The sequence below is a fragment of the Polaromonas glacialis genome (assembly GCF_000709345.1).
Taxonomy (GTDB): domain Bacteria; phylum Pseudomonadota; class Gammaproteobacteria; order Burkholderiales; family Burkholderiaceae_C; genus Polaromonas; species Polaromonas glacialis.
This window is the reverse complement of sequence record NZ_KL448323.1, coordinates 2,759,868-2,786,123: the sequence shown is the minus strand read 5'-3', so window position 1 is coordinate 2,786,123 and position 26,256 is coordinate 2,759,868. Positions and strand designations below refer to the sequence as shown.

Annotated in this window: 20 protein-coding genes; 10 read left to right on the top strand and 10 right to left on the bottom strand. The window is 64.9% G+C overall.

Annotated elements, in window-relative coordinates; all coding sequences use genetic code 11:
• Positions 1-3 precede the first annotated feature (3 nt).
• Positions 4-3,297: a fused isobutyryl-CoA mutase/GTPase IcmF gene (gene icmF, locus EC86_RS0113650; RefSeq protein WP_029526226.1), complete on the bottom strand. Its 3,294-nt coding sequence runs from the start codon at positions 3,295-3,297 to the stop codon at positions 4-6.
• A 394-nt stretch (positions 3,298-3,691) separates the two neighbouring features.
• Here icmF and EC86_RS0113645 point away from each other — a divergent pair, with 394 nt between their 5' ends.
• From EC86_RS0113645 to EC86_RS0113630, 4 genes are all read left to right on the top strand, one after another.
• Positions 3,692-4,894: an ABC transporter substrate-binding protein gene (locus EC86_RS0113645; RefSeq protein WP_029526225.1), complete on the top strand. Its 1,203-nt coding sequence runs from the start codon at positions 3,692-3,694 to the stop codon at positions 4,892-4,894.
• Between the two features lie 111 nt (positions 4,895-5,005).
• Positions 5,006-5,881, top strand: coding sequence for a branched-chain amino acid ABC transporter permease (locus EC86_RS0113640; RefSeq protein WP_029526224.1), 876 nt, complete (start codon positions 5,006-5,008; stop codon positions 5,879-5,881).
• A gap of 2 nt (positions 5,882-5,883) precedes the next feature.
• Positions 5,884-7,821 carry a branched-chain amino acid ABC transporter ATP-binding protein/permease gene (locus EC86_RS0113635; RefSeq protein WP_029526222.1) on the top strand — a complete coding sequence of 646 codons (1,938 nt, stop codon included), beginning with the start codon at positions 5,884-5,886 and terminating at the stop codon, positions 7,819-7,821.
• A 15-nt stretch (positions 7,822-7,836) separates the two neighbouring features.
• Complete coding sequence (locus tag EC86_RS0113630; protein WP_029526221.1) at positions 7,837-8,559, top strand: ABC transporter ATP-binding protein; 723 nt, start codon at positions 7,837-7,839, stop codon at positions 8,557-8,559.
• Positions 8,560-8,684: 125 nt separating this feature from the next.
• Here EC86_RS0113630 and EC86_RS0113625 read toward each other — a convergent pair whose 3' ends face one another.
• Positions 8,685-9,608 (bottom strand): PPK2 family polyphosphate kinase, encoded by a 924-nt coding sequence (locus tag EC86_RS0113625; protein WP_029526219.1) that lies wholly within the window; start codon positions 9,606-9,608, stop codon positions 8,685-8,687.
• Positions 9,609-9,756: 148 nt separating this feature from the next.
• Between EC86_RS0113625 and EC86_RS0113620 the strand changes: the two genes are divergently transcribed.
• Positions 9,757-10,188, top strand: a complete 432-nt coding sequence (locus tag EC86_RS0113620) for a rhodanese-like domain-containing protein (protein ID WP_029526217.1) — start codon at positions 9,757-9,759, stop codon at positions 10,186-10,188.
• A 149-nt stretch (positions 10,189-10,337) separates the two neighbouring features.
• Complete coding sequence (gene cqsA, locus EC86_RS0113615; protein ID WP_029526216.1) at positions 10,338-11,585, top strand: alpha-hydroxyketone-type quorum-sensing autoinducer synthase; 1,248 nt, start codon at positions 10,338-10,340, stop codon at positions 11,583-11,585.
• Positions 11,586-11,589: 4 nt separating this feature from the next.
• On the opposite strand, the gene EC86_RS0113610 is transcribed toward cqsA, so the two are convergent.
• On the bottom strand, positions 11,590-12,579 hold the full coding sequence (locus tag EC86_RS0113610; protein WP_029526215.1) for a response regulator: 990 nt from the start codon (positions 12,577-12,579) through the stop codon (positions 11,590-11,592).
• 47 nt (positions 12,580-12,626) lie between these two features.
• Positions 12,627-13,904: a sensor histidine kinase gene (locus EC86_RS0113605; protein WP_029526214.1), complete on the bottom strand. Its 1,278-nt coding sequence runs from the start codon at positions 13,902-13,904 to the stop codon at positions 12,627-12,629.
• 85 nt (positions 13,905-13,989) lie between these two features.
• Between EC86_RS0113605 and EC86_RS27055 the strand changes: the two genes are divergently transcribed.
• Positions 13,990-14,658: a helix-turn-helix transcriptional regulator gene (locus tag EC86_RS27055; protein ID WP_051675900.1), complete on the top strand. Its 669-nt coding sequence runs from the start codon at positions 13,990-13,992 to the stop codon at positions 14,656-14,658.
• Positions 14,659-14,744: 86 nt separating this feature from the next.
• Positions 14,745-15,512, top strand: coding sequence for a type III pantothenate kinase (locus tag EC86_RS0113595; RefSeq protein WP_029526211.1), 768 nt, complete (start codon positions 14,745-14,747; stop codon positions 15,510-15,512).
• Positions 15,513-15,585: 73 nt separating this feature from the next.
• Here EC86_RS0113595 and EC86_RS0113590 read toward each other — a convergent pair whose 3' ends face one another.
• Complete coding sequence (locus EC86_RS0113590) at positions 15,586-17,043, bottom strand: wax ester/triacylglycerol synthase family O-acyltransferase (RefSeq protein WP_036772170.1); 1,458 nt, start codon at positions 17,041-17,043, stop codon at positions 15,586-15,588.
• Between the two features lie 273 nt (positions 17,044-17,316).
• On the opposite strand from EC86_RS0113590, the gene EC86_RS0113585 reads away from it, so the two are divergent.
• Entirely contained in the window at positions 17,317-17,571 is a 255-nt protein-coding gene (locus EC86_RS0113585) for an acyl-CoA-binding protein (protein WP_029526209.1), read from the top strand.
• A 251-nt stretch (positions 17,572-17,822) separates the two neighbouring features.
• Here EC86_RS0113585 and EC86_RS0113580 read toward each other — a convergent pair whose 3' ends face one another.
• From EC86_RS0113580 to EC86_RS0113570, 3 genes are read right to left on the bottom strand one after another with little or no spacing between them, the layout of a single operon-like run.
• Entirely contained in the window at positions 17,823-19,139 is a 1,317-nt protein-coding gene (locus tag EC86_RS0113580; RefSeq protein ID WP_029526208.1) for a CaiB/BaiF CoA transferase family protein, read from the bottom strand.
• Between the two features lie 33 nt (positions 19,140-19,172).
• Positions 19,173-19,409, bottom strand: a complete 237-nt coding sequence (locus tag EC86_RS0113575; RefSeq protein WP_029526207.1) for a type 2 periplasmic-binding domain-containing protein — start codon at positions 19,407-19,409, stop codon at positions 19,173-19,175.
• 20 nt (positions 19,410-19,429) lie between these two features.
• Positions 19,430-19,777, bottom strand: a complete 348-nt coding sequence (locus EC86_RS0113570; RefSeq protein WP_029526206.1) for a polyhydroxyalkanoic acid system family protein — start codon at positions 19,775-19,777, stop codon at positions 19,430-19,432.
• 357 nt (positions 19,778-20,134) lie between these two features.
• Here EC86_RS0113570 and EC86_RS27050 point away from each other — a divergent pair, with 357 nt between their 5' ends.
• Positions 20,135-22,945 (top strand): PAS domain S-box protein, encoded by a 2,811-nt coding sequence (locus EC86_RS27050; protein WP_051675899.1) that lies wholly within the window; start codon positions 20,135-20,137, stop codon positions 22,943-22,945.
• Here the strand turns inward: EC86_RS27050 and EC86_RS0113560 are convergent.
• Positions 22,935-24,065 carry an aminopeptidase gene (locus tag EC86_RS0113560; RefSeq protein WP_029526204.1) on the bottom strand — a complete coding sequence of 377 codons (1,131 nt, stop codon included), beginning with the start codon at positions 24,063-24,065 and terminating at the stop codon, positions 22,935-22,937. The genes EC86_RS27050 and EC86_RS0113560 overlap by 11 nt on opposite strands.
• Before the next feature lie 16 nt (positions 24,066-24,081).
• On the bottom strand, positions 24,082-26,184 hold the full coding sequence (locus EC86_RS0113555) for a molybdopterin-containing oxidoreductase family protein (RefSeq protein WP_156955313.1): 2,103 nt from the start codon (positions 26,182-26,184) through the stop codon (positions 24,082-24,084).
• Positions 26,185-26,256: the final 72 nt, after the last annotated feature.

Sequence of the window (26,256 nt, the reverse complement as noted above, 5' to 3'; positions counted from 1 at the left end):
GTCCTACATATTGCGCCGATACTGCCCGCCCACCTCGAACAATGCATTGGTGATCTGCCCGAGCGAGCAGACCCGCACCGCGTCCATCAGCACCTCGAACACATTTTTGTTCTCGATCACCGCCTGCTGCAGCCGCTTGAGTTGCGCCGGCGCTTCGCTGGCGTGGCGGGTATGGAAGTCTGCAAGCCGCTTCAACTGGCTCTGCTTTTCCTCGTCGGTCGAGCGCGCGAGTTCAAGCTTGTCATGCACCGCATCGCCGTGCGGGTTGCGAAAGGTGTTGACGCCGATGATCGGCAGCTCACCGGTGTGTTTCAGCATCTCGTAGTGCATCGACTCGTCCTGGATGCGGCCGCGCTGGTAGCCTGTTTCCATCGCGCCGAGCACGCCGCCCCGGTCGGCGATGTTCTGGAACTCGGCCAGCACGGCTTCCTCGACCATCTCGGTCAGTTCCTCGATGATGAACGCGCCCTGTGACGGGTTTTCGTTCTTGGCCAGCCCCCATTCGCGGTTGATGATGAGCTGGATCGCCATCGCCCGGCGCACGCTGTCTTCGGTCGGCGTGGTGATGGCCTCGTCGAAGGCGTTGGTGTGCAGCGAGTTGCAGTTGTCGTAAATCGCGATCAAGGCTTGCAGCGTGGTGCGGATGTCGTTGAACTGGATTTCCTGCGCGTGCAGGCTGCGGCCAGAGGTCTGGATGTGGTATTTGAGCTTCTGGCTGCGTTCGTTGGCGCCGTATTTTTCCTTCATCGCCACCGCCCAGATGCGCCGGGCAACGCGGCCCATCACGGTGTATTCCGGGTCCATGCCGTTGCTGAAGAAAAAGCTCAGATTCGGCGCGAAGTCGTCGATGTGCATGCCGCGTGCCAGGTAGGCTTCGACAAACGTGAAGCCGTTCGAGAGCGTGAACGCCAGCTGGCTGATCGGGTTCGCGCCGGCTTCGGCGATGTGGTAGCCGCTGATCGACACGCTGTAGAAATTGCGAACGTTGTGGTGAACGAAATATTCGGCGATGTCGCCCATGACCTTCAGGCTGAACTCGGTGCTGAAGATGCAGGTGTTCTGGCCCTGGTCTTCCTTCAGGATGTCGGCCTGCACCGTGCCGCGCACGTTGGCCTGCACCCATTCGCGGATCTTGGCGATCTCGGTGTCGGTCGGTTCCCGGCCGTTGTCCGCCTTGAACTTGTCGATGTTCTGGTCGATGGCGGTGTTCATGAACATGGCCAGGATGCTGGGCGCCGGGCCGTTGATGGTCATGGAAACGCTGGTCGTCGGGCTGCACAGGTCAAAGCCACCGTACAGCACCTTCATGTCGTCCAGCGTGGCAATCGACACGCCCGAGTTACCAACCTTGCCGTAGATGTCCGGACGCGGGTCGGGGTCGTTGCCGTAGAGCGTGACCGAATCAAACGCAGTCGAGAGCCGCTTGGCCGGCATGCCCGAACTCAGCAGCTTGAAGCGCGTGTTGGTACGAAACGGATCGCCCTCGCCGGCGAACATGCGCGTCGGGTCCTCGCCTTCGCGCTTGAAGGCGAAGGTGCCGGCGGTGTAGGGGTAGCTGCCCGGCACGTTGTCCAGAATCAGCCACTTGAGGATTTCGCCGTGATCTTCGTAGGTGGGCAGGCAGACTTTGCGGATGGTCGTGCCCGAGAGCGACTTGCTGGTCAGCGCCGTGCGGATTTCCTTGTCGCGGATTTTCACCACGTACTCGTCGCCGGCATAGGCTTTTTGCATCTCGGGCCACTGGGCCAGCAGTTTTTTGGCTGACGGGTCCTGTGTCTGTTCGCGCTCGACGGCCAGGTTGACGACCGCGTCAACGGCGTTGGCGGTGTCGGTTTTGCTGGCGCTCAGCATGCCTGAGGTGGCGCGCAGCTGCTGGATTTCCCGTGCCAGGCGAGCCTGCTCTTTTCCGCGTTTCTTGTAACCGCGCACGGTGTCGGTGATCTCGGCCAGGTAGCGGGTGCGCGCGGCCGGAACGACCGGTGTCTGGTTGGTGCTGTGGCGCACATCGACCAGCGGCAGCATGCCGTCGGTCAAGGCCAGGCCCAGCGCGCCCAGCCGGACCTTGAGCGCCTGGTACAGCGCGGTCACGCCGTCGTCGTTGAAGCGCGCGGCCATGGTGCCGAACACCGGCATCTGGTCGGCCGGCGTGTTCCAGGCTTCCTTGTTGCGCTGCACCTGCTTGGCCACGTCGCGCAGCGCGTCGAGCGCGCCCTTGCGGTCGAACTTGTTGATGGCGACGAACTCGGCAAAGTCGAGCATGTCGATTTTTTCCAGCTGGCTGGCCGCGCCGAATTCGGGCGTCATCACGTACATCGGCACATCGACATGCGGCACGATGGCCGCGTCGCCCTGGCCGATGCCGGAGGTTTCCACGATGATCAAATCAAAGCCGGCGGCCTTGCAGGCGGCAATCACGTCAGGCAGGGCCTTGCTGATTTCCGAGCCGAAGTCGCGTGTGGCCAGCGAGCGCATAAACACGCGCTGGCCCTGGCTCCACGGGTTGATGGCGTTCATGCGGATGCGGTCGCCGAGCAGCGCGCCGCCGCTCTTGCGCCGCGACGGGTCGATGCTGATCAGCGCCACGCGCAGCTGGTCGCCCTGGTCCAGCCGCAGGCGGCGGATCAGCTCGTCGGTGAGCGACGACTTGCCCGCGCCACCGGTGCCGGTGATGCCCAGAACCGGTATCGTTTTGATAGCGGCCTGCGCCCGCACCGCCTGCACCAGCGCCTCATTAGCCTTGCCATCTTCGAGCGCGGTGATGAGCTGGGCCAGCGCGCGCCAGTTCATCTCGCCGTGGCCTTCGATGGCTTCGATGCCGGTGGGCGCAAAGCCGGTCAAGTCCTTGTCGCAACGCATCACCATCTCGCCGATCATGCCGGCCAGGCCCATGCGCTGGCCGTCCTCGGGGCTGAAGATGCGCGCCACGCCGTAGGCTTGCAGCTCGCGGATTTCCGGCCCGACGATGACGCCGCCGCCGCCGCCGAACACCTGGATATGCTCGCCGCCCCGGCTCTTGAGCAGATCGACCATGTACTTGAAATACTCCACATGCCCGCCCTGGTAGGAGCTGATGGCAATGCCCTGCGCGTCTTCCTGCAGCGCGGCCGTCACGACCTCGTCGACGCTGCGGTTGTGGCCCAGGTGCACCACCTCGGCGCCCATGCCCTGCAGGATGCGCCGCATGATGTTGATCGCCGCGTCGTGGCCGTCGAACAGGCTGGCGGCGGTGATGAAGCGCACCTTGTTCGTCGGGCGGTAGCTGGCAAGGGCCTTGTAGTCGGCAGACAGGTCGGTCATGGGGAAGTCTCCTCGGGGGTGGCAAAAAGCACCCTGAGGTGCCAAAACGCCATGATATTACGTTTACGTAAACGTCAACTTACAACGCCCGGAAATAACGCCATTTTTACCTTCAATCAGCGTCTTGATTTTTATCAGGCCGTTGAGCCAAGGGTTAACCCGGATATTTTTTGCCAGGGGTGCTGAAAAGTGCTGGCGTGAAATATTTTGTTTGTCCTGTCAAAAAATATTCATCCTCTTTTGGGTATGACTGAGGGTTTCTCTGAGGAAAACACCCATGTGGCTTATTGTTGGATCGGCTAGATTAGTGACCAACCGATGTGCTGTAAAAGCCACGGAGCAGTCTGGCGTTGAACGCTGTTTACGCCGAGCTTATTCATCATTAGGAGACAACATGACTTTTCGTTTAGCCCAACTGGCGGTCGCATCAGCCGTCCTGACTTTTGCTGGCCTGGCCAGTGCGGCCGACCCCATCAAGATCGGTGTGTCGGGTCCGTTCACCGGCGGTTCGTCGTCGATGGGCGTGAGCATGCGCGACGGCGTGCGCTTGGCGGTCGATGAAATCAACAAGTCTGGCGGCGTGATGGGGCGCCAGTTGCAGGTCGTCGAGCGCGACGATGAAGCGAAAAACGAGCGCGGCGTGCAGATTGCGCAGGAGTTGATCAACAAGGAGAAGGTCACGGCCACCGTGGGCTACATCAACACCGGCGTGGCGCTGGCGTCGCAGCGGTTTTTCCAGGAAGCCAAGATTCCGGTCATGAACAACGTGGCCACCGGCAGCCTGATCACGCAGCAGTTCAAGGACCAGCCTGAAAACTACATCTTCCGCAATGCAGCGCACGACAGCATCCAGGCCCCGATGATCGTGGAAGAAGCCATCACGCGGCGCGGCTTCAAGAAGGTCGCCATCCTAGCCGACTCGACCAACTACGGCCAGCTCGGCCGGGCCGACCTGGAGACCGCACTCAAGGCCAAGGGCATCACTGCAGTGGCTGTCGAGAAGTTCAACATCAAGGATGTGGACATGACCGCGCAGTTGCTCAAGGCCAAGGAAGCCGGCGCCGAAGCCATCCTGACCTACGGCATCGGCCCCGAACTGGCGCAGATCGCCAACGGCATGACCAAGCTGGGCTGGAAAGTGCCGATGGTCGGCAGCTGGACGCTGTCGATGGCCAACTACATCGACAACGCCGGCCCGGGCGGCGAGGGCGCGCGCATGCCGCAAACCTTCATCCAGGAGCCCACCACGCCCAAGCGCCAGGCGTTCATCATCAACTACCTGAAGACCTTCAATCCGAAGAACCAGCGCATCGACTCGCCGGTGTCGGCTGCCCAGGGCTATGACTCCATTTACCTGCTGGCCGCCGCCATCAAGCAGGCCAATTCGACCGACGGCCCGAAGATCAAGGCGGCGCTGGAAGACCTGAAGACGCCGGTTGAAGGGGTGATCACCACCTACAACAAGCCGTTCACGGCCAAGGACCACGAAGCCATCACGGCCAACATTCCGGTGTTCGGCGAGGTCAAGGGCCAGCGCGTGGTCTATGCCTATCCGGACGACCAGAAGAAGGCGTCCGAAGTACGCGTCAAGAAGTAAGCAGACCGACTGCTGAGATCTGGCACCGCGCCTACCGACGCGGTGCTTTTTTATTGCCTGCTGCCGCCCAGGGCAGCCTAACCCGACCGATTTTTTTGCGGAATTGAAACCATGGAAATCCTGCTCCAACTCATTTACAGCGGTGTCGCGCTGGGCATGATCTATGCGGTCATCGCCTTTGGCTACCAGCTCACGTTCCAGACCTCCGACACCCTGAACTTCGGCCAGGGCGATGCGCTGATGCTGGGCGCCATGGTCGGGCTGACACTGGTCAACATGGGCGTGAACTACTGGCTGATGCTGCCGCTGGTGATCGTCTTCGGCCTGCTGCAGGGCAGCTTCGTCGAGCGCATCGGCGTGCGCCCGGCGATCAAGATCAAGAGCGAGTTCGGCTGGATCATGTCCACCATCGCGCTGGGCATCATCTTCAAGAACGTGGCCGAGAACATCTGGGGCCGCGACGACCTGAAGTTTCCCTCGCCGCTGCCCGAAGCGCCGCTGAAGGTGCTGGGCGCCAATGTGCTGCCGATGGAAATCCTGGTGGTCGTGGGCGCCGTGCTGATGATGCTGGCGGTCGAGTTCTTCAACCGCAAGACCATCTACGGCAAGGCCGTGGTGGCGACCTTCAACGACCGCGACGCGGCCAAGCTGATGGGCATCAACACCGGGCTGGTGATCACCTTTTCCTATGCGTTGTCCTCGGCCACCGCCGCCTTTGCCGGTGCGCTGATCGCGCCGCTGACGCTGACCGGCGCGACCATGGGCTCGGTGCTGGGCCTGAAGGCCTTTGCCGTGGCCATCATCGGCGGACTGACCAGCGGGCTGGGCATCATTGTCGGCGGCATCATCCTGGGCGTCGCTGAAACCACCACTGGCTTTTACCTGTCCACCGGCTACAAGGACGTCCCGGGACTGGTCCTGCTGCTGCTGGTGCTGGCGTTCAAGCCGGCCGGACTGTTCGGTAAAAACGCGATCAAGAAAGTTTGAAGATGAACCGCAAGACTCTCATTGCTGCCGTGCTGGGGCTGGCCTTGCTGGCCGCCGTGCCGCTCATGACCAGCAATTCCTACTATGTCCACATGGTCGGCACGATCATGATCTATGCCATCTTGCTGTATGGCCTGGACATCGTGGTCGGCTACACCGGCCAGGTGTCGCTGGGCCATGCCGGCCTGTTCGGTGTCGGCTCCTACACCGCGGGCGTGCTGTTCATGAAACTGGGCGCGCCGCTGTGGGTCATCATTCCGGCGAGCATTGCAGTGACCGCCGGATTTGGCGCGCTGCTGGCGCTGCCGGCGCTGCGTGTGACCGGCCCTTACCTGGCGATGGTGACGCTAGCCTTCGGCACCATCATCCAGATCCTGATCAACGAGATGACCTTCCTCACCGAAGGCCCGCTCGGCATCACCATCCCCAAGCCGACGGTGTTCGGCCAAAAGCTCACCGAGCACGGCTTTTACTGGCTGACCTTCGGCCTGATGGTTTTGTCGCTGGTGGTGGTGGACCGCATCCTGAAGTCGCAGCTCGGCCGCGCGTTCGAGGCGCTGCGCGGCAGCCCGGTGGCGTCCGACTGCATGGGCGTGTCGGTGTACCGCTACAAGGTCTATGCCTTCGTCATCAGCGCCGGTTTCGCCGGCCTGGCCGGCTGCCTGTATGCGTATTCGGAGCAGTACATCTCGCCCAACACCTACAACTTCGAGCTGACGGTGCTGTTCCTGCTGGCGGTCATCATGGGTGGGCGCAAGACCCGCTCGGGCGCCTTGCTGGGCGCGGCGATCATCGTGATCCTGCCCAAGCTGCTCGACGACCTGGAACTGTTCCGTATCGTCGCCACCGCGCTGGCGGTCCTGATCGCGGTCGGTGCCGGGGTGGGCCTGGCCAAGAAGGTCACCACGCCCAAGGCGGTGGTGATCCCGGTGGTTGGCACGATCGCGCTGGCCGGCTTTTCGTTCTGGCTGCAGTCGATCACCGACTGGCGCCTGAGCATCTTCGGCCTGATGATCCTGTTCGTGGTGTATTACCTGCAAAACGGCATCGTCGGATTTGTGCGCGCGCTCTTTCATGTGCGCAAGCCGGTGCCTTCCAGCGCGGAATTGGCGAGTGCCGACGACGGCAGGGACGCGATTTCAGTGGCGGCAGCTGCCGGCGCATCGGAAACCGGCGGCGACCTGCTGATCGCCAAAGGGGTCTTGATGCAGTTTGGCGGCCTGAAAGCCATCAACCAGGTGGACCTGCGTATCAAGCGCGGCTCCATCCACGGATTGATCGGCCCGAACGGCTCGGGCAAAAGCACGATGATGAACGTGCTGACCGGCATTTATGTGCCCACGGCTGGCAACATCGACTTTGCGGGTCAGTCGGTGGTGGGCCGAACCTCATCCGACATTGCGTTATCAGGCATTGCACGCACCTTCCAGAACGTGCAGTTGTTCGGTGAAATGACCGCGCTGCAAAATGTGCAGGTCGGCCTGCACCACACCTTCAACAGCAACATCGTCGACGTAGCGCTGCACACGCCGCGCTACCGCCGCGAGGAACATTCCGCCGTTGAGCGTGGTATGGCCCTGCTGCGCTTTGTTGGCTTGGCCGACCTGGCAACTGAAGAAGCCCGCAACCTGCCCTATGGCAAGCAGCGGCTGCTGGAAATAGCCCGGGCGCTGGCGCTGGACCCCCAGTTGCTGTTGCTTGACGAGCCCGCTGCCGGCCTGACCGCGCCGGACATCAAGGAGCTGATTGCCATCATCCGCAAGATCCGCGACCACCGCATCACCGTGATCCTGATTGAGCACCACATGGACGTGGTGATGAATCTCTGCGACACCGTGTCGGTGCTCGACTTTGGCCAGAAGATCGCCGAAGGCAAGCCTGCCGATGTGCAGGCGGATGAAAAGGTCATCGAGGCTTATCTCGGCGGCACGGCGGCATAAGCGAAGGAGACAAGCATGTTGAGTATCAAGAACCTGGAAGCGGGCTACGGCAAGGTGCAGGTGCTGCACGGCATTTCGATGGAAGTGCCCAAGGGCAAGGTGGTCACGCTGATCGGCTCCAACGGCGCGGGCAAGACCACCACCATGCGCGCCATCTCGGGAATGATCCAACCGACTGCCGGCGAGATCAACCTGCACGGCAAGCGCATCGATGGCCTGGAGTCCTACACCATCGCCAAGCAGGGCCTGGCGCATTCACCCGAAGGCCGGCGCGTCTTCGCCACCATGACGGTAACCGACAACCTGATCCTGGGCGCCTTCCCGCGCCTGACCGGCAGCCGCCCCAAGGGCGATGTGGCGGGCGACCTGGAACGCGCGATGGAGCTGTTTCCCCGCCTGAAGGAGCGGCGCATGCAACTGGCCGGCACGCTGTCGGGCGGAGAGCAGCAGATGCTGGCGATGGCGCGCGCCGTGATGCTGAACCCCGAGATCGTGCTGCTCGACGAGCCGTCGATGGGGCTGGCGCCCATCCTGGTCGAGGAGGTGTTCCGCATCATTGCCGACCTGAAGTCGCGCGGCGTCACCATGCTGCTGGTCGAGCAGTTTGCCGCTGCGGCGCTGAAGGTGGCCGACTACGGCTATGTGCTGGAAAACGGCCGCATCTCGGTACATGGCGAGGCCGACAAGCTGCGCGACGACCCGGCGGTACGGGCGGCCTACTTGGGTGGCGGGCATTGATTGGCGGCGGGGCTTGCTATTGAATAAATAGCTGCTGATGCACGCCGGTATTGCGCAAAGAACCTAAAACGCTTCAAAACACGCTGGCCTGAGGCGCCCGGCCCTGCCTGAGCACCATTTTTTCTTCAAACCACCTTGATGCCCTTGATCGCTTCGTTTTCGGGCGGGTAGCGCAGATCGAGCTGTTCAAGGGCTTGGCGGACCCGCAGGGCGATCATCAGGTTGCGGTGGGTCTTGGAGTCGGCCGGCACCACCGTCCAGGGCGCCCAGGGCGTGCTGGTGGCGCTGAGCAGGTTTTCGTAAGCCTGCTGGTATTGCTTCCACTGCTTGCGCGCATCCAGGTCGCCCATCGCAAACTTCCAGTGCTTGGTCACGTCGTCAATCCGCTCCTGCAGCCGCTCGCCTTGTTCCTTGAAGCTGATGTGCAGCATGAACTTCAGGATCACCGTGCCGTTTTCGCTGAGCATGCGCTCGAAGTCATTGATCTGCTGGTAGCGCTGCGCGGTTTGCGCCGGCGTGATCCACCCGTTCACCGGCGGCACCAGCACGTCTTCATAGTGGCTGCGGTTGAAAACCATGATTTCGCCGGCGGCCGGCACCTTCTGGTGGATGCGCCACAGGTAGTCGCGTGCGCGCTCGTCTTCATTCGGCGCTTTCCAGGCCGCCGTGTGTACGCCCAGCGGGCTCATGCGGCTGAACACGCCGCGCAGCGTGCCGTCCTTGCCCGAGGTGTCGGTGCCTTGCAAAATCACCAGCAGCTTGTAGCGGCGGTCGGCGTAAAACAGGTTTTGCAGCCCGTCGAGTTCCAGCGCCAGCGCGTCCACCGTTTCCTTGTCGTCCGACTTGTCGCTTGATGAAAAAGGCTTGGCACCCGGGTCGAAATCGGCCAGGCTGCAGGTTTTGCTTTTCTTCTTGCCATTGCCGTTGCCGTCGACCGGAGGCACCTGCCAGCGCAGGAGCTTTTCAGCCACTGCCTTGCGTTCATCCTTACCGGCCGGGGAGTCAGGCGCATTCTGGGTGGAAGGGGTGTCAGCCGTTTTGGAGGTCATCGGGGTTCCAGAAAATAGAAGGGTGGAGATGATTCTGCGCGCCAGTGCCTGTGCAGCCTGAACGAATACACTTATTTTCATGCCAGAGGCCGCGCCGTCCGCGTGGCGGGAATGGGCAGGCCCTGGCCCTACCCTGACAGGAATTTTTATGAAACCCGATTCGACAACAGACGCCGGCGTGCAGGCGGCCACCGGCTATGCCGGCGACATCGCGCCAGCGCTGGCCTGGCAATGGCTGCAGGCGGGCAAGGCCGTGCTGGTCGATGTGCGGACCGACGCCGAACGCGAATGGGTTGGCTTTGTCCCGGGCGCCGTGGCCGTGGCCTGGAAACAGTGGCCTGGCATGGACCTGAATGCCGGCTTTGACGAGGCCCTGAAGGCGGCTGTTCCCGCAGGCACCAAGGTCGTGCTGCTGTGCCGAAGCGGCGTTCGCTCGGTGGCCGCTGCCCGCCGTGCCGCCGAAATGGGGCTGGAGGCCTACAACATCCTTGAAGGCTTTGAAGGCGACGCCGACGGTCAAGCCCAGCGCGGCAACCGGGGCGGCTGGCGCATGCGGGGCCTGCCCTGGATGCAGAAGTAAGGGCTGGAGCGGGGTTTTTGCGGCGCTGCACCACAAGCACTTTTTCAGGAGAAGCAGACGCGCCAGCCTGTCAGATATAGCAGGGGTCACGGCGTGATTATTTGTGAGAAAGTTTTCAATAAGTCTGTTTTCAACGAAGGAACAGACTCATGCAAGTACTCGATCACGCCACCCTCCACCGTCCCGCAGCCTCCCGCAATCCACCCCTGTTGCCGCGCCTGCGAGAGCGCTTTGAGCAAAAATTCATGGCCCACTGGCAAAGCCAGTGGGGTGGAAAACCCATCCTGCATGGCCGCAACCCCGGGTCGGACTCGATCCGGCTCGATGGCAATGATTACCTGGGCATCGCCGGTCATCCGGACATCGTCCGGGCGCAGATTGCCAGCCTGCAGCACAGCAACGAAAGCGTGATCCAGTCGGGCGTCTTCCTGCTCGATGCCCATCCGTGCAGAACGCTCGAAGCTTCTCTGGCGGCCTGGGTCGGCAAGGAAGACGGCTTTATCTGCCAGTCGGGCTATTCGGCCAATGTCGGGTTGCTGCAGGCGATTGCCGACGAGCAGACGCCGGTCTACCTCGACAGCCTGGCGCATACCTCGCTTTGGGAAGGCGCGCGCGCCGCCCGCGCACCGGCCCATGCGTTTCGCCATAACGACCCGGAGCACCTGTCGCGCATGATCGAGCGCCACGGGCCGGGCGTGGTGGTGGTGGACTCGGTGTACAGCACTACCGGCGCGCTGTGCCCGCTGGTCCGGATGGTCGAGGTGGTCGAGCAGCACGGCTGCACGATCCTGGTCGATGAATCGCATTCGCTGGGAACCCACGGCCCCCAAGGCGCGGGGCTGTGCGCCGAGCTCGGCCTGACGGACCGCGTGCATTTCATCACCGCCAGCCTGGCCAAGGCATTTGCCGGCCGCGCCGGCTTTTTCACCATTCCGGCCGCCATGCGCTACTACGTGCTGCACAACAGCTACCCGAATATCTTCAGCTCGTGCCTGCTGCCGCACGAGATTGCCGGGCTGGCGGCCACGCTGGAGGTGGTTCGCGGCAGCGATGCCGAGCGGGAGCGGCTGCATGCCAACACGCGCCGGCTGCGCGCCAGCCTGTCCGGCATGGGCTACCCGATCCACCAGGGCAGCCAGCAGATCATTGCGCTGGAAGCGGCCACCGAGCCGGCCACCATGGTGCTGCGCGACCAGCTGGAGGCGCACCAGATCTTTGGCGCGATTTTCTGCGCCCCGGCCACCAGCCGCAACCGCGCCATGGTGCGGCTGACCCTCAACGCCGGCCTGACCGGCGCCGAGATGGACCGCATCGAGCAGACGGCGCGCACGCTGCTGCCTGTGCTCAAGCCCTGGGACTGGCCGATTGCCCGGCGCGCCCGCACCGAACAGGTGTGATGGCCTAATCTTGCGGCAATCGCCTTTCGCCATGGTTGGCCAGGAAGCGCGCGTAGCTGGTGCTCAAGCCCGGGCTGAAGTCCTTGCCGATGGCAAAGATGGCCGCATGCACCCGGCCCGCTTCGCCCGTCACCGCGAACGCTTCGCAAGGCCCGGGCTGATGGTCGGCGCCCAGCGCCAGCTGCAGTTCCAGGTCAATGAGCCTGCTGCCGCTGCGAATGTCCTGGACGATGCGCGCGTCCCAGCCCTGGGACAGGGCCATCTCGGCCAGTTCGCCCAGGTTGCCGGCAGGCTCCAGCTGCAGCCAGCTGGCCTGGCCCCGGGCGTTGAGCGCCAGCATGCCAAACGGCGCGCCGATGACGACATGCTCGGTCCAGCCGTGCTGCTGCGTGAGGTCCTGCAGCGTCTGGACAATTACCGGGTCGGCCAGCAGCGCAAGCTGGTCGGGCGACAGCGTGGCGCACCAGATCTGCTGGTGGCGCTGGTCGGGCTGATGGCGCAGGTCCTCGATGGCGCGCGTCAGGCAGGCGCGCAGGTCCGGCGACTGCTTGGGGATGAACTGGTTGATCAGCCCCCGGTTGAACGCCGAAACCGCCAGCTGCTCGTCGGCCCGGCCAGTGAGCAAGATGCGCGAGCCCGGCCAGTCCCGCAGCTCGCCCAGCACCCGCAGCCCGCTCATGGCCGGCATGGCGTAGTCCACCACGGCCACCTGCGCCAAGGCGAAGCGCGCGGCCCCGTCGCCCTGCCAGTAGCGCAGGATCTGCGGGATCAGCAGGGCGCCTTCGCGCCAGCGGTGGATGATTTCCTGCTGGGCCCAGGCGTCTTTTTCGCGCTGCGCGGTGTCTTGCTTGAGCAGGTCGATGCAGGCGATGGGCCGCAGGAACAGCTGCACAGGCCAGTCGGGCGGCATGACCTCGCCCAGCATTTCCAGGTAATCGGGGTCATCGTCGAGAAAAATCACGCGTCCGGGCCGGCGATAAAGGGGAAAAGACATGGCGGGATGCTTTATCAGAAAAATTGAAATGCAGGTGCCGGCAGCGCTCAAGGCGGCGCAAGCGGCAGGACCAGCGTGAAGACAGCGCCTGCGGCACGGCTTGATTTCACCTGGATGCTGCCCCCTGCGCTGCGCACGACCTGCTGGCAAAAGGCCAGGCCCAGGCCATGCCCGGTGCTGCGGTTGCTGGAGAAAAAGGGCTTGAAAATATGCGGCAGCAAGGCCGGATCGACGCCGACGCCGTCATCCGCCACGGCAATGCGGCCGCCCTCTGGCCCGCAGTCGACCGTGATGCGCAGCGCACCTGCCGCGTACGACGAATCGGCGGCGGCCAGGGAGTGCAGGGCGTTTTTCATCAGGTTCATCAGCACCTGCGAAAACTGGGCCGGGGAGCCGCAAAAAGTGAAGTCATGGTGAATCACCACACTGACGCACTCCCGCTGGCGGCTTGAGCCGTAAGGATAGGCTGCCACGGTGTCGCTGACCAGGCTGGCCGCGCCCACTGCTTCGCTGTAGCGCGGCAGCTGCAGCAGCTTGGCGTTGGCAATCTGGGTGTCGATCTGGTGGTTCATCGAGCGCACCAGCGCCTGCAGGCGCTGGCCCAGCTGTTCGAGCTTGGCGGCGCGCGGATGCGCCTGCTCGCGCCCGATTTCCATTTGCAGCGCGTCCCCGATCAGCGATGCCGTGGACAGCGGCGTGCGCAGCTCGTGCGCCATGATGCCCATGGTGGCCAGCGTGTGGGCCAGCTGGTCGCGCCGCAGGTTGGCCGACGACAGGCCGAGCAGCAGCGCGCAGGTCCAGCTGTAGGCGATGAGCACCGCATCGACCGGATTGGCCTGGAATCCGTTGGGCATCAGCCCGGCAAACAGCGTCCACGACAGCAGGGCGCCGCTGGCAATGCCGGCCGTGGCGATGCGCCAGTCGCTCAGGTGGTAGTAGCACACAATCATGGTGCAGACGGTGGCCAGCCAGGCCGCGCTGCCGGCGTTGCAAAAGTACATCCAGCTGAAAAAAAGGGGGATTTCGATCCACATGACCAGGGTGACCAGCAGCCGCGTCGCAGGGCTGGAAAAATCCCGGCTCAGCCCGGGCAGCAGCAGCGTGGCGCCCAGCAGGCTCATCAGGCCGCGCAGCCAAAAGTTTTCGTAGGGCTGCACCAGCCAGCTGGACCAGATCCAGCCGAACAGCGGCTGGCCCAGCATCGTTGCCAGGCCCAGCAGCCGCATGCGCCACGGCGACGCATGCAAAATCGGCTCCAGGGGCGCGAGTGTCCAGCGGCCTGGCGCGTGCTGTAAAAACGATGAGGTGCGGCGAATTTTTTCCATCTGACGTTGCGCTGGAGCCTGCGTATCGAGCCATAACTTGTCTTGCCCTTTAGACCATTGTCCCTGTTCTTCCCCTTCATCCTTGATGCAACTACCTGCTAACTTTGACAGCATCTGCCTGGACGGCATCATGAGCGACTGGCTGTCGTCCCTGCGCGAATTCTCGGTCGAGGCGCTGGTGGTGCTGGGCCCCGACCCATTCGCCGGACATGAAAACCGGCTGGTGCTGGCCCTGCATCCGCCGCGCCTGCTCGAAGCGGCGCAGTCGCTGGCGGCCAGCCAGGACTTCGGCGCGCCCTGGCGCGACTCCGATGCGCCGCTGGTGGCCTGGCAGGATATTTCCCGGTCGGCTTTCGGGGACTTGGGCCGCTGGCGCAGGCTGTGGCTGGCGCACGGCTTTCAAAGCGTCGTGCGCATCGCCTTTCCGCTGACCATGGGCCGCTCGTTCGAATGCTACCTGTTCAGCGCGCGCCAGTGGCCTGACCGCACCGAGCCGTCGCAGCTGGCCTGGTCGGCGCTGAACATCTGGCCGCTGCTCAAGCGGGCGCTGGCCGAAGCGCGCAATCCGCTGAGCCCGCGCGAACTCGAATGCCTGGAGCTGGCGTTTCAGGGAATGACCGCGCGCAAGTCCGGCGAGATGCTGGCGTGCAGCGAGCGCACCGTCAACTTCCATCTGGCCAACGCCATGGGCAAGCTCAAGGTGGACAACAAGCTGGCGGCAGTGCGGCGCGCCTGCTTGTTCGGCCTGATCTGATGCGGCGCGGCAGGGCGCCCTATTGCGGGAAAACCTTCATGCTTTGGGCGCCGGGCATGCCGCAAACCTGTTCATAATCCAGCCCCATGACTTTCCTAGCGCTAGATGTGGGCAACACCCGCCTGAAATGGGCCCAGTACGACGCCCCGGTGGTGGGCGCCAAGCTGCTGGCCCATGGCGCAGTGTTCCTGGAAAACATCGACCGGCTCGCCGAGGCGGACTGGCAGGGGCTGGCCGAGCCTTCGGCCATCCTGGGCTGCGTGGTGGCCGGCGACGCCATCAAGCGGCGCCTGGCCGAGCAGATGGAAATCTGGGACGTGGTGCCCCGCTGGGTCCACTCCAGCCCGCAGGAGGCCGGCCTGAGCAACGGCTACGACCATCCGGCGCGGCTCGGTTCCGACCGCTGGGTGGCCATGATCGGCGCGCACCACCGGCTGCTGGCGCGCGGCATCCGCAAGCCCTGCCTGGTGGTGATGGTGGGCACGGCCGTCACGGTCGAGGCCATCGACGCATCGGGCCGGTTCCTGGGCGGCATCATCCTGCCGGGCCACGGCATCATGCTGCGCGCGCTCGAATCGGGCACGGCCGGGCTGCACGTGCCGACCGGCGAGGTGCGCGATTTCCCCACCAACACCAGCGACGCGCTGACCAGCGGCGGCACGTTTGCCATTGCCGGCGCGGTGCAGCGCATGGTGGACAACCTCACGCGCCACTGCGGCGAGGCGCCCGAATGCATCATGACCGGCGGCGCCGGCTGGAAAATGGCGCCGAGCATGACGGTCAGCTTCGAGCTGGTGGACAACCTGATCTTCGACGGCCTGCTGGAGATCGCCTCCCGGCGCTTCAAGGTTTGATGCTATTGAATAGATAGCTGCTTGCGCCCGTGGGTAAAGCGAAAGTGGCTGATTTGATGCCTATTTCAGGCGCTCAGGCGTTGTCCCACGGCAGCATCAGCGTCACCATCGACAGCCGGGCGAACTCCGGCATGAATTCGTCAACGATGCGCTGTGGCTCCGGGCACAGCGCGCTGTCGGTGATCACGCCGAACTGCACGCCGCCGCCGTAGCTGAAAATCGACACGCCCAGCCCGACATCGCCCGACTGCGGCACCCAGAACATGGTCTGCTCCAGCGTGGCGCCGCAAAACCGGAGCTTTTCGCGCGGGCCCGGGACATTGGTCATCACCGCCGTGGTTTTTTTCGAGAAGATGTCGAGCATCGCGTCCTGTCCTGACTTGGGCAGCAGGCCCGCCACGGCCAGCAGGCCAAAGGCCAGCAGCGGCTGGGTGCTGCCCTTGAGCGCGGCCATGCGCCGGCGCACCTCGTAGGCCCGCTCGACCGGGTTGTCGATGCCGATGGGCAGCAGCAGCGGCGCCAGTCCGAAGTGGTTGCCCAGCGTGGGGCTTGCCTCGGCCGGCCGCAGGTTGACCGGCACCATGGCGCGGATGTCCTGGCCGGCCACGTCGTCGCCGTGCGACTTCAAATACTCGCCAAGCGCGCCGGCCAGGCAGCCGAGCAGCACATCATTGAGCGAGCAGCCCAGCGCCTTGCCGACCGCCTTCACCTCGTCCAGCGGAACCGGCTGGCACCAGGCGACCTTCTTGATGCCGCAGGACTTGCCCTTGAGCCGGGTCGCCGAGTCATCTAGCATCAGCGCCAGCGCGGCCGAATCGCCCGCCACCTGCAGCAGCAGCCTGGCCATGTCCAGCGAACCCTTCACGCCCGCCGCGAGGCTGCGCTCCAGCCCCAACCCGCCGCCTGGCTGGTTCAGCTGGCCGAGCGAGCGCGCCGCGCCGTCGCCCAGCGCACCCAGCGCCCGGACAGCCAGATGCGTCAGCGGCGTGAGCACGCTGCCGACCATCCACGCCTGCATATCCTGCGGCGCGGCGGCGGCGCCCGGTTCGCCGGGCATGGGCGGCGGCGCGCCGCCATCGACCATCGCCATGATGACGCCGATCAGCGCAATGCCGTCGGCAATGCAGTGGTGGATGCGCAAAATCATCGCGCTGCCGCGCACGCCGTCAAGGCTGGTGTAGTGCTCGATCAGGTGGAACTGCCAGAGCGGCCGGCTGCGGTCCAGGGGCTGGCTGGCGAGTTCGGCCACGCGCGCCTGCAGGGCCAGTTCTTCAGCGCCCGGGGCGCAGGCCGGCAGCTTTTCGCGCACCACATGGCGCGCCAGGTTAAAGTGGCGGTCGGCCACCCAGGAGGCGCCGGTCGCGTCCTGCACCGCGCACTGGCGGAAGCGGTCGTATCGGACCAGGGTGTTTTCAATGCGTTCGCAGACCGCCGCGTACTTCACGCCAGGGACCAGTTGCCACACGCCGATGATCTGCATCAGGTTGCCCGGGTTGTCCATGCGCAGCCAGGCGGTGTCCACCTTGCTCATGCGTTCGTCGGGCAGGTGGGGCCGCCATGGCGGGGCCGAGGCGGGTTTTTCCAGCCTTCGGGGCGCTGTTTTTTCCGGCGGGGTCCGGGCCGGTCTTTTGCCTGCCGAAGACCCTGTAACGCGTGTGACCATCAAATATTCCCCTGTGCAACACCGCTCCGGACTGGAGTGGCCAGACTATTTTGCGGGGAACTTGTCGCTAAGATAACCGGCAGTTACCCGAATCTTCCTTTTCGGTGGCTTGCGTGCAAAAAAACGAACGGAGCATTTCCCATGTCAGACCTGAAAGCGGCTTTCGACCAAGCCATGCTGGATTCCAAAAACCTCAGCGAGCGGCCCGACAATGCCACGCTCCTGAAACTCTACGCGCTCTACAAGCAGGGCAGCGCGGGCGACAACCTGGAGAAAAAGCCCGGCTTTGGCGACATGGTGGCGCGCGCCAAATGGGACGCCTGGAACAAGCTCAAGGGCACGCCGCAGGACGCGGCGATGCAGCAGTACATCGACCTGATCAAGGAACTCGGTTGAACCGGCTTGCGCCGAAATAATCAGTCAAAAAGGTCTTTTGCGCAAGTGGGGCGGGCGCTTCCAGCTATTGATTTGATAGTATCCAGCATGCCTGGCCGTCTCAGCCGACCTCGACCTTGGCCCAGCCGCATTCGTCGAGCGCATCGACCGGCGCGACCTGGTCGCCGGTGGCGATGAAGCGGGCTCGTTCTGGAAACCGTCGCGCGTGGCGGCTTCGTTGACAAAAATGCGTTGAACGGGGCTCATGTGGTTCATCTGTTTTCTCCTGCAACGATGCCCTGATCCTTGAGGATTTTGATCTGTTCGGGCGACAGGCCCATCTCGCGCAGCACGGCGTCGGTGTCCTGGCCGATGCCGGGCGCGTTGCGGCGGTGGCTGCCCGGGGTGCGCGACAGCTTGGGAACGATGCCGGGCACGGCGAGCAGGGTGCCGTCGTCCATGCGCACCTCGCCCAGCATGCCGCGCGCCCGGTAATGCGGGTCGGCGGCGATGTCGACGACGCTGTAGATGCGGCCGGCCGGAACGGCGACCGCATCAAGCGCGGCCAGCACTTCGTCCACCGTGCGCTCGGCGGCCCATTGGCCGATGGCCTCGTCGATTTTTTCCACATGGGCGACCCGGCCGGTGTTGTCGGTCAGTTCCGGGTCGGCGCCCAGTTCGGGGCGACCGATGACGGTCATCAAGCGCTTGAAGATGCTGTCGCCGTTGCCGGCAATCAACACATAAGCCCCCACGCTCTGCGCTTCGCGTGATTCGCTGCCCCCCGAGGGGGCTGGCCCGGCTTGGGGCGGCCCGGCGCTGGCGGCCGATGCGCCCTCGTCCCTGCAGCGGTAGGCGTTGCTGGGCGCGATGCCGGGCAGGGCGCTGCCGGCCGGGCCGCGAACGGCGCCGAACGCGCTGTACTCGGGCAGCAGGCTTTCCATGCAGTTGAACACTGCCTCATACAGCGCCACGTCGATCACCTGGCCCTGGCCCGAGCGCTGGCGCTCGTGCAGCGCCAGCAAGATGCCGATCACGCCGTGCAGCGCGGCCAGCGTGTCGCCGATGCTCACGCCGACGCGCACCGGCACGCGGCCGGGCTCGGCGCTCAGGTGGCGCAGGCCGCCCATGGCCTCGGCCACCACGCCAAAACCCGGCTTGTCGCGGTAGGGGCCGGTCTGGCCGTAGCCGCTGATGCGCAGCATGATCAGGCGCGGATTGAGCTGAAGCAACTCGTCGGGCCCGAGCCCCCAGCCTTCCATGGCGCCGGGGCGGAAGTTCTCGATCAGCACGTCCGATTCCGTGGCCAGCCGGCGCACGATGTCCTGCGCCTTGGCTTGCCGAAGGTCCAGCGCCACCGAGCGCTTGTTGCGCGACTGCACCTGCCACCAGACCGAGGTGCCGTCTTTCAGCAGCCGCCATTTGCGCAGCGGGTCGCCGGCGCCGGGCGTCTCGATCTTGATGATGTCGGCGCCAAAGTCGGCCAGCGTCTTGGCGGCGAACGGGCCGGCAATCAGCTGGCCGAGTTCAAGCACCTTCAGGCCGGCCAGCGGACCGGGGGCGTGGGTTGAGCGTTCTTCGGTGTGCATGGCGGCGAGTGTCGCGGCGCAGGAGCGCTCTGTCTATTGCTGTTTTGCCGTGCGGGCGTTCGCATTTTGCGAAGGCTGGGCCAGAAAATCCACCAGCATGCGGCGCTGCGCCCACGGATATGCCAGCGCGCGCCAGCTGATTTTCATGGCCTTGACGATGGGCCGGCAGGCCGCCTTGGGCCGGGTGGCAATGCGCAGGCTTGAAGCGACCCTGTGGCGGACGGCATCAAGACTGCGCACCAGCTCGAACCGGGCATGGCTGTAGCGCATGGGTACGAACGCCGCGCTGTTCAGGCGGCTTTCTTGCGGGTGCCGGCTTTTTTGGCCGCGACTTTGGGGGGGGCTGCCTTGTCGGCAATCAGCGTGTCAAGGTTTTTGACAATCTCGGCCTCGATTTTTTCCTTGAAGGCGCCGAGCAGGAAACCGAGCTTCGCCATCAGTTCAAAACCGTCTTTCGTCACGGTCAGCGTGCCGTGGACGCCGGTCCGGCTGAAGCTGACCAGGTCGCTGACCGTGCCTTCCTCGTAGGTGCATTCCATGCCGAAGTCGGCTTCGGCCTGCTCGGCCCATTTAAAGGCGATCTGGCGTGCTTGATGCAGGCCCAGGGCGTGCTCGCGATCGATATGGATATTGGCCATGGGTGTCTCCGGGTGGGGTGGTCGGGCTGGCTGCCCGCCTGCCGTCAGGGCAGTTGTTCAGGTCGCTAGACAGCATCATAAAACCCCCCGCGTGCGTGACAGGCAGTCCAGGCATTTCAGAAAAAGAGCAAGCCGGTAAAATGAAAAATCCATTCAACATGTAGATCGATATACAAAATTTGCTTTTACGCGATTGCAAATCATGGGCAGGCAACCGCAGAAGCCCCAACGCCATGCCCGCCAGGCCGTCTGGCGCATGGTTTCCCGGCTGGCGGGATTCAGCGCAAACACATGAAAAGCGGCCTGCGGGTTGCGGAGTCCACTTAATGACAGATTGTCGCCAGCCAAGGCCTCGCCATGACGCCTGAAGGCGAACCCATGGCGCCGTCCATCACCGCCTCGCTGCTGGCGGGCGTGCTGGAGTCGGCGATGGACGCCATCATCACGGTCAATGAGCGCCAGGAAATCGTCCTGTTCAACCAGGCCGCCGAAAAGATGTTCGGCTGGCTTCGCCAGGAGGTGATGGGCCAGCCGCTTGAAAAGCTGATTCCTCAGCGCCTTCGCCCCCGCCATGCCAGCTATGTCAAGCAGTTCGGCGCGACCGCGTCCACCGCCCGGGGCATGGGAGGCGCGGTGGTCATGATTCACGGGCTGCGCGCCAATGGGCAGGAATTCCCGGTCGATGTGTCCATCTCGCAGGTTCAAACGCCCGAGGGGCTGCTGTTCACCGCCATCTTGCGCGACATCACCGACCGGCAGGCCGCGCAGGCGCAACTGAGGCTGCTGGAAACCAGCATTTACCACCTCAACGACATGGTGGTCATCACCGAAGCCGAGCCGGTGAGCGAACCGGGGCCGCGCATCGTTTTTGTCAATGCCGCGTTTGAGCGCCACACCGGCTACCGCCTCGCCGACGTCGTGGGCCAATCCCCGCGCTTTTTGCAAGGCCCGCTGACGCAGCGGGCCGAACTCGCCCGGATAGGCGCGGCCCTCAGGGCCTGGCAGCCGGTCCGCGCCGAACTGATCAACTACACCCGAAGCGGGGAGGCTTTCTGGGTGGAGCTCGACATCGTTCCCGTGGCAGATGCCAGGGGCTGGTTCACGCACTGGGTTTCGGTGCAGCGCGACATCACCGGGCGCAAGCAGGCCGAGCAGGCGCTGATCGACAGCGAACAGCGCTATGCCGCGCTGTTCGCCTCGGCGCCGGTGCCGATGTGGGTGCTCGACCAGGCCGACGGCCGCTTCCTGCAGGTCAACCAGACGGCCATCGATGACTATGGCTATTCGCAGGCCGAATTCCTGGCGATGCGGCTGGTGGACATCCATGCCGACGAAGTGCCGGGCTGCCCGCTGCGCATTGACGCCGACAGCCAGCGCAAGCGCCAGGGGCCGTATGCGCACCGGCGCAAGGACGGCACGGTGTTTTTCGCCGAGGTGGTGGTCCAGCCGATCCAGCATGGCGGCCGGCAGGCGTGCTTCGTGGTGGCGCTGGACACCACGGCCCGGGTCAAGGCCGAAGCGGAGGTGCGCGAGCATCTGTTCACCCTGCAGCGTGCCGCCGACGCCGCCCAGGCAATCACCGCGCACCTGACACTCGAAGGCATAGCGCAGGAATTGGCGAACCAGGCACGCGGCGTGATCGGCGCGCACCAGGCGGCCGTCAGCCTTGCCATCGACGGCGACTGGACGCACGCCATGCATGCGCTGTCGCTGTCCGCCGAGCATGCCCCGCACCAGGGCCGGCCACCGCTGATTCACGGCAGCGGCATCTACCGCCATGGGGCCAACCACACCCGCCCGGTGCGCCTGACGCAGGACGAAGTGCAGGCGCATCCGGACTGGTGCCGGGTCGGCAGCCATGCCATGATGCGCGGCTGGCTGGCCGTGCCCCTGACCGGCCGCGATGGACGGCACATTGGCCTGCTCCAGTTGTCGAGCCGGTACGAAGGCGATTTCACCCGGCAGGATGAATACGTCGCGACGGAAATGGCGCAGCTTTCGTGCATCGCCGTGGAAAATTCGTGCCTGATGCAGGAAGTCAGCCAGCTCAATACCGGGCTGGAGACGAAGGTCGCCGAACGCACGGCGGCGCTGGCTCGCCAGGAGGCCTTGTTCCGTGCCCTGGCCGAGCAGGCGCCGCAAATCATCTGGACCACCGACCAGAACAGCGATGTCACCTACCTGAACCACGCCTGGTTCGAGTTGATGGGCGGCACGCTGCAGGACTGGACCGCCATGCAGTGGCTTGCCGTGCTGCATCCCGAAGACCTGCCCGCGCTGAAAAAGAACTGGGCGCAGGCCCGGGCCGGCGAACTGCCTTTTGCCGGCGTGCGGCGCTGGCTGTGCCCGGACGGCAGCGTTCACACCATGGCCTACCGGGCGTCGCCGGTGCGTGACGAGCAGGGTGCCGTGTCCTTCTGGGTCGGCATCGATGCCGATGTGACCGAGTTCAAGCTGGTCGAGGAGGCCCTGCGCCGGTCCAACGAGGAGCTTGAAGCCTTTTCCTACTCGGTGTCGCACGATCTGCGCGCGCCGCTGAGCACCATCGACGGCTTCGGGTCCCTGCTGGCCAGGCAGCTGGCGGGCGAGGGCAACGAAAAGGTCAGGCATTACCTGACCCGCATCCGGCACGGCGTGGCGCAAATGGGCCGTTTGATCGAGGACCTGCTGTCGCTGGCGCAGGTGACGCGCACCCGCCTGTGCTACACGCAGGTCGATCTGTCCGCCATGGCGCGCCGTATCCTGGCCGACTGGCAGGTGCGCCAGCCGGCGCGCGTGGTCACAACGCAGGTCGAAGCCGGCCTGCTGGTCCACGCAGACGAAGCGCTGCTCAGGGTGGTCATGGAAAACCTGCTGGGCAACGCCTGGAAATTCACCGGCCTGCAGGCCCAAGCCCGGATCAGCATCGGCCAGCAGCCTGACGTCGCCGGTCAGCCGGTGTTTTTTGTGCGGGACAACGGCGCCGGATTTGACATGGCGCATGCCGAAAAGCTGTTTCTGCCGTTCGAGCGCCTGCACGCAGCGCCGGAATTTCCCGGGTCCGGCATCGGCCTGGCCACCGTCAGCCGTGTCATCGGCCACCATGGCGGCCGGCTGTGGGCAGACGCCACGCCCGGGCTGGGGGCGACGTTTTACTTCACGCTTCCCCGGCAGGCGCTCATCGCCTGAGCGGCAAATCGCCAGATTCCGCTCCGGCCCATGAGGGCAGGGCGTCGGCCTTCAGGCGCGCCTGGCGCTCGGCCCGAGGCAGCGCGGCCAGGCGCTGGACGGCGCCGTAGAACCGTTGCCAGTCGCGGCCTTCGCGTTCAAACAAGGCTTCGAAAGCCGGCACGCCTTCGTCATACGCCGCCTGCGCGCCAAAGGACGCATTGTTGGCGCGCGCCACCCACGGGTCGTAGCCGGCATAACCGTCCCATTCCGCGCGGAGCTGCGCATAGCGGTCCCTGAATTGCTGCATTGCTATTGTTTTGAGAGCTAGTTGCGCCCGTGGGTCCTGCGCAAAAGCCTTGTTTGGTTCATAAATGGCGGTCAGTTCCCGGCGCGTGGCCGCTGCCAGCGCCCTGAACTTCCGGCGCCGCCCGTCAAAGCGCTGGTAGGCCTGGCGGGCTTCGTCGCTGTCACCGCCGGCATGCGCGTCCAGCCAGCGCTGCACGCCCAGCCGCTCGACGGCGGTGGCGAACGATTCGTTGAACCCGGTGTCGCCCGGCGCGTAGGCCACCTGGTGCGCCAGCTCGTGAAACACCAGCCGCGCCAGCTCGCCTTCCGGGTAGCCGATGAAGGTGCTCAGCAGCGGGTCGCCGCCGGCCCAGTTCATCCAGCCCAGCGTGGAATAGGCCGGCACGCCATAGACGCTGGTTTCCAGCCCCTGCGCGGCCAGCCGGGCGGCCTCAAGCCGGGCTTCGGCCTCGTCGAAATATCCCCGGTAGCCGACGCAGCCGGCCACCGGAAAACACCAGGTCTTCAGCGTCAGCGACAGTTCGGGCGCGGCCACCACGTTCCAGACGACGGCGCTGCGGTGCAGGTCGGCATAGCGCTGGTAGCTGGGGTTGTCGGGCAGCTTGAGTTCGGTCACGGCAAAGCGGCGGATGCGCTGCGCCAGCGCCAGCCGGCTTTTGAGCTGCGCCGACGTCTGCGCATCGCCCAGCCAGTCGTGTACCGGTCGCGCCGCATTGAGCATCGTCAGGTGGCCGTTGACCGACTGCCAGTAGTAGCCCAGGTCCGCGCAGCCCGCCAGGCTGGCCGCAGCCAGCCCGGCGGCCAGCAGCTTCTTGCGTCTTGTCCAGGCCATGTCCGGATTCCCCTTGTCAAGCCGCCTGCACTTCAACCAGGCAGTCGTAGAACACCGGCCCGCGCCCCAGGTCGGTCAGGCGCTGGCTGGTCAGCTGGTTGACGTTGGTGCCGCTAAGCCCCAGCTTGCGCCACCAGATGCCCAGGCCGTTGACCACGCCGGGCCGGGCGCGCAGCGAGACCTCGGCCCTGACCCGGTAGTCGCCGCGCGCGTTGAACACCCGCACCACGGCGCCGCTGGCAATGCCGCGCGCGGCCGCATCGAACGGATGCATTTCCAGCACCGGCTCGCCTTCCATGGCGCGCAGCGTCTTGACGTTGACAAAGGTCGAGTTCATGAAGTTGCGCGCCGGCGGCGAGATCATGGCCAGCGGAAAGTCGCCGGATGCGCCCGGCGTTTCATGGTTCGGCACATGGCCGGGCAGGCCGTCGAGCCCCTGCGCGGCCAGGCGTTCGCTGAAAAACTCGCATTTTCCCGACGGCGTGGGAAAACCGCCGTCGGCAAACGGCGCGTCCGGCAGCGCCAGGGTGGCAAAGCCCTGGTCCAGCAGCGTCTGGAAATCGACCTTGTTGCCAAACGCCGCGCGGCACAGCGTTTCGTCGCTGTCGGCAAAGCAGGGATCGGCAAAGCCCATGCGCGCGGCGAGTTCGCGAAAGATCTGCGTGTTGGGCCTGGCTTGCCCCAGCGGCGCGATGGCCGGGCGATTCAGTAGCACGTCGGTATGGCCGTAGGTGGTGTGAATGTCCCAGTGTTCCAGCTGCGTCGTGGCCGGAAGGATGAAATCGGCGTAATCGGCGGTGTCGGTCTGGAACTGCTCCAGCACGACGGTGAACAGGTCGTCCCGTGCAAAGCCCCGCACCACCTGGCCGGAGTCGGGCGCGACGGCCACCGGGTTGCTGTTGTAGACGATCAGCGCCTCGATCTTCGGGCCGAAGGCGGGCGAGTTGTCCCGCAGCAGGTCATCGCCGATGGTGCTCATGTTGACGGTGCGCGGCGTGCGCCCGGCCAGCAGGTCGGGCCGCTGCAGCGCGGCGCGGTCCACTGGAAAAGCGCCCGAGCTGCTCATCAGCAGGCCGCCGGCCCGGTGCCGCCAGGCGCCAATGAGCGCGGGCAAACAAGCCACGGCGCGGGTGGCGTTGCCGCCGCCGCGCACCCGCTGCATGCCGTAGTTCAGGCGGATCGCCGCCGGCTGCCGGTCGATAAGGCACTGGCCGTAGTCGCGCGCCAGCGAGCGGATCTGTTCGGCCGGCACGCCGCACACGCTGGCTGCGCGCTCGGGGCTCCACTCAAGCGCGCGCTCGCGCAGCGCCGGCCAGCCCAGCGTGTGGCGCTCGATGTAGTCGTGGTCGAGCCAGTCGTGGGTGATGAGTTCGTGCATTAATGCCAGGGCAAGGGCGGCGTCGGTTCCGGGCAGCAGGGCGATGTGTTCATGGCATTTTTCAGCCGTTTCGCTCTTGCGCGGGTCGATGCAGATGAGCCTGGCGCCGTTTCGCTTGGCCAGCTGCGCATAACGCCAGAAATGCAGGTTGCTGCCGATCGAATTGCTGCCCCAGATGATGATGAGTTTTGATTCGGCAAAAAACTCCACGCGCATGCCGACCTTGCCGCCCAGCGTCTGCGTCAATCCTTCGGCGCCGGCGGCGGCGCAGATGGTGCGGTCGAGCGTTGATGCGCCCAGCCGGTTGAAGAAGCGCCCGGCCATGGCTTCGCCCTGCACCTGGCCCATGGTGCCGCAGTAGCTGTAGGGAACGATGGCTTCGGGGTTTCGCGCGGCAATGGCTTTCAGGCGTTCGGCAATCTCGCCCAGCGCGGCATCCCAGCTGACCGGCTCGAAGCGGCCGCTGCCCTTGGGGCCGGCGCGCCTGAGGGGCTGGAGCAGGCGCTCGGCATGGTAGGTGCGCTCGGTGTAGCGCGACACCTTGTTGCACAGCACGCCGCCGGTCTGTGGATGGCCGGGGTTGCCCTGCACGCGCGTGGCCACGCCGTTTTCCACGGTGGTCAGCAGCGAGCAGGTGTCCGGGCAGTCGTGCGGGCAGGCGCCGCGCACCTGCCCGCTGGCCGGTTGCGGCGCATGGGCGGGAAGGATTGCGGCAGGAAGCGGGATCGAATTTGAATGCATGCCTGCACTTTATAGCGATTGGCCGGCGCTCCCGGTCATTTGCACGGGAAACCCTGTTGCCGGATTCAGTCA

Bases quoted from the DNA above. Each gene is read 5' to 3' on its own strand.
- icmF (WP_029526226.1), bottom strand. From the start codon at position 3,297: ATGACCGACCTGTCTGCCGACTACAAGGCCCTTGCCAGCTACCGCCCG.
- EC86_RS0113645 (WP_029526225.1), top strand. From the start codon at position 3,692: ATGACTTTTCGTTTAGCCCAACTGGCGGTCGCATCAGCCGTCCTGACT.
- EC86_RS0113640 (WP_029526224.1), top strand. From the start codon at position 5,006: ATGGAAATCCTGCTCCAACTCATTTACAGCGGTGTCGCGCTGGGCATG.
- EC86_RS0113635 (WP_029526222.1), top strand. From the start codon at position 5,884: ATGAACCGCAAGACTCTCATTGCTGCCGTGCTGGGGCTGGCCTTGCTG.
- EC86_RS0113630 (WP_029526221.1), top strand. From the start codon at position 7,837: ATGTTGAGTATCAAGAACCTGGAAGCGGGCTACGGCAAGGTGCAGGTG.
- EC86_RS0113625 (WP_029526219.1), bottom strand. From the start codon at position 9,608: ATGACCTCCAAAACGGCTGACACCCCTTCCACCCAGAATGCGCCTGAC.
- EC86_RS0113620 (WP_029526217.1), top strand. From the start codon at position 9,757: ATGAAACCCGATTCGACAACAGACGCCGGCGTGCAGGCGGCCACCGGC.
- cqsA (WP_029526216.1), top strand. From the start codon at position 10,338: ATGCAAGTACTCGATCACGCCACCCTCCACCGTCCCGCAGCCTCCCGC.
- EC86_RS0113610 (WP_029526215.1), bottom strand. From the start codon at position 12,579: ATGTCTTTTCCCCTTTATCGCCGGCCCGGACGCGTGATTTTTCTCGAC.
- EC86_RS0113605 (WP_029526214.1), bottom strand. From the start codon at position 13,904: ATGGAAAAAATTCGCCGCACCTCATCGTTTTTACAGCACGCGCCAGGC.
- EC86_RS27055 (WP_051675900.1), top strand. From the start codon at position 13,990: ATGCAACTACCTGCTAACTTTGACAGCATCTGCCTGGACGGCATCATG.
- EC86_RS0113595 (WP_029526211.1), top strand. From the start codon at position 14,745: ATGACTTTCCTAGCGCTAGATGTGGGCAACACCCGCCTGAAATGGGCC.
- EC86_RS0113590 (WP_036772170.1), bottom strand. From the start codon at position 17,043: ATGAGCAAGGTGGACACCGCCTGGCTGCGCATGGACAACCCGGGCAAC.
- EC86_RS0113585 (WP_029526209.1), top strand. From the start codon at position 17,317: ATGTCAGACCTGAAAGCGGCTTTCGACCAAGCCATGCTGGATTCCAAA.
- EC86_RS0113580 (WP_029526208.1), bottom strand. From the start codon at position 19,139: ATGCACACCGAAGAACGCTCAACCCACGCCCCCGGTCCGCTGGCCGGC.
- EC86_RS0113575 (WP_029526207.1), bottom strand. From the start codon at position 19,409: ATGCGCTACAGCCATGCCCGGTTCGAGCTGGTGCGCAGTCTTGATGCC.
- EC86_RS0113570 (WP_029526206.1), bottom strand. From the start codon at position 19,777: ATGGCCAATATCCATATCGATCGCGAGCACGCCCTGGGCCTGCATCAA.
- EC86_RS27050 (WP_051675899.1), top strand. From the start codon at position 20,135: ATGACGCCTGAAGGCGAACCCATGGCGCCGTCCATCACCGCCTCGCTG.
- EC86_RS0113560 (WP_029526204.1), bottom strand. From the start codon at position 24,065: ATGGCCTGGACAAGACGCAAGAAGCTGCTGGCCGCCGGGCTGGCTGCG.
- EC86_RS0113555 (WP_156955313.1), bottom strand. From the start codon at position 26,184: ATGCATTCAAATTCGATCCCGCTTCCTGCCGCAATCCTTCCCGCCCAT.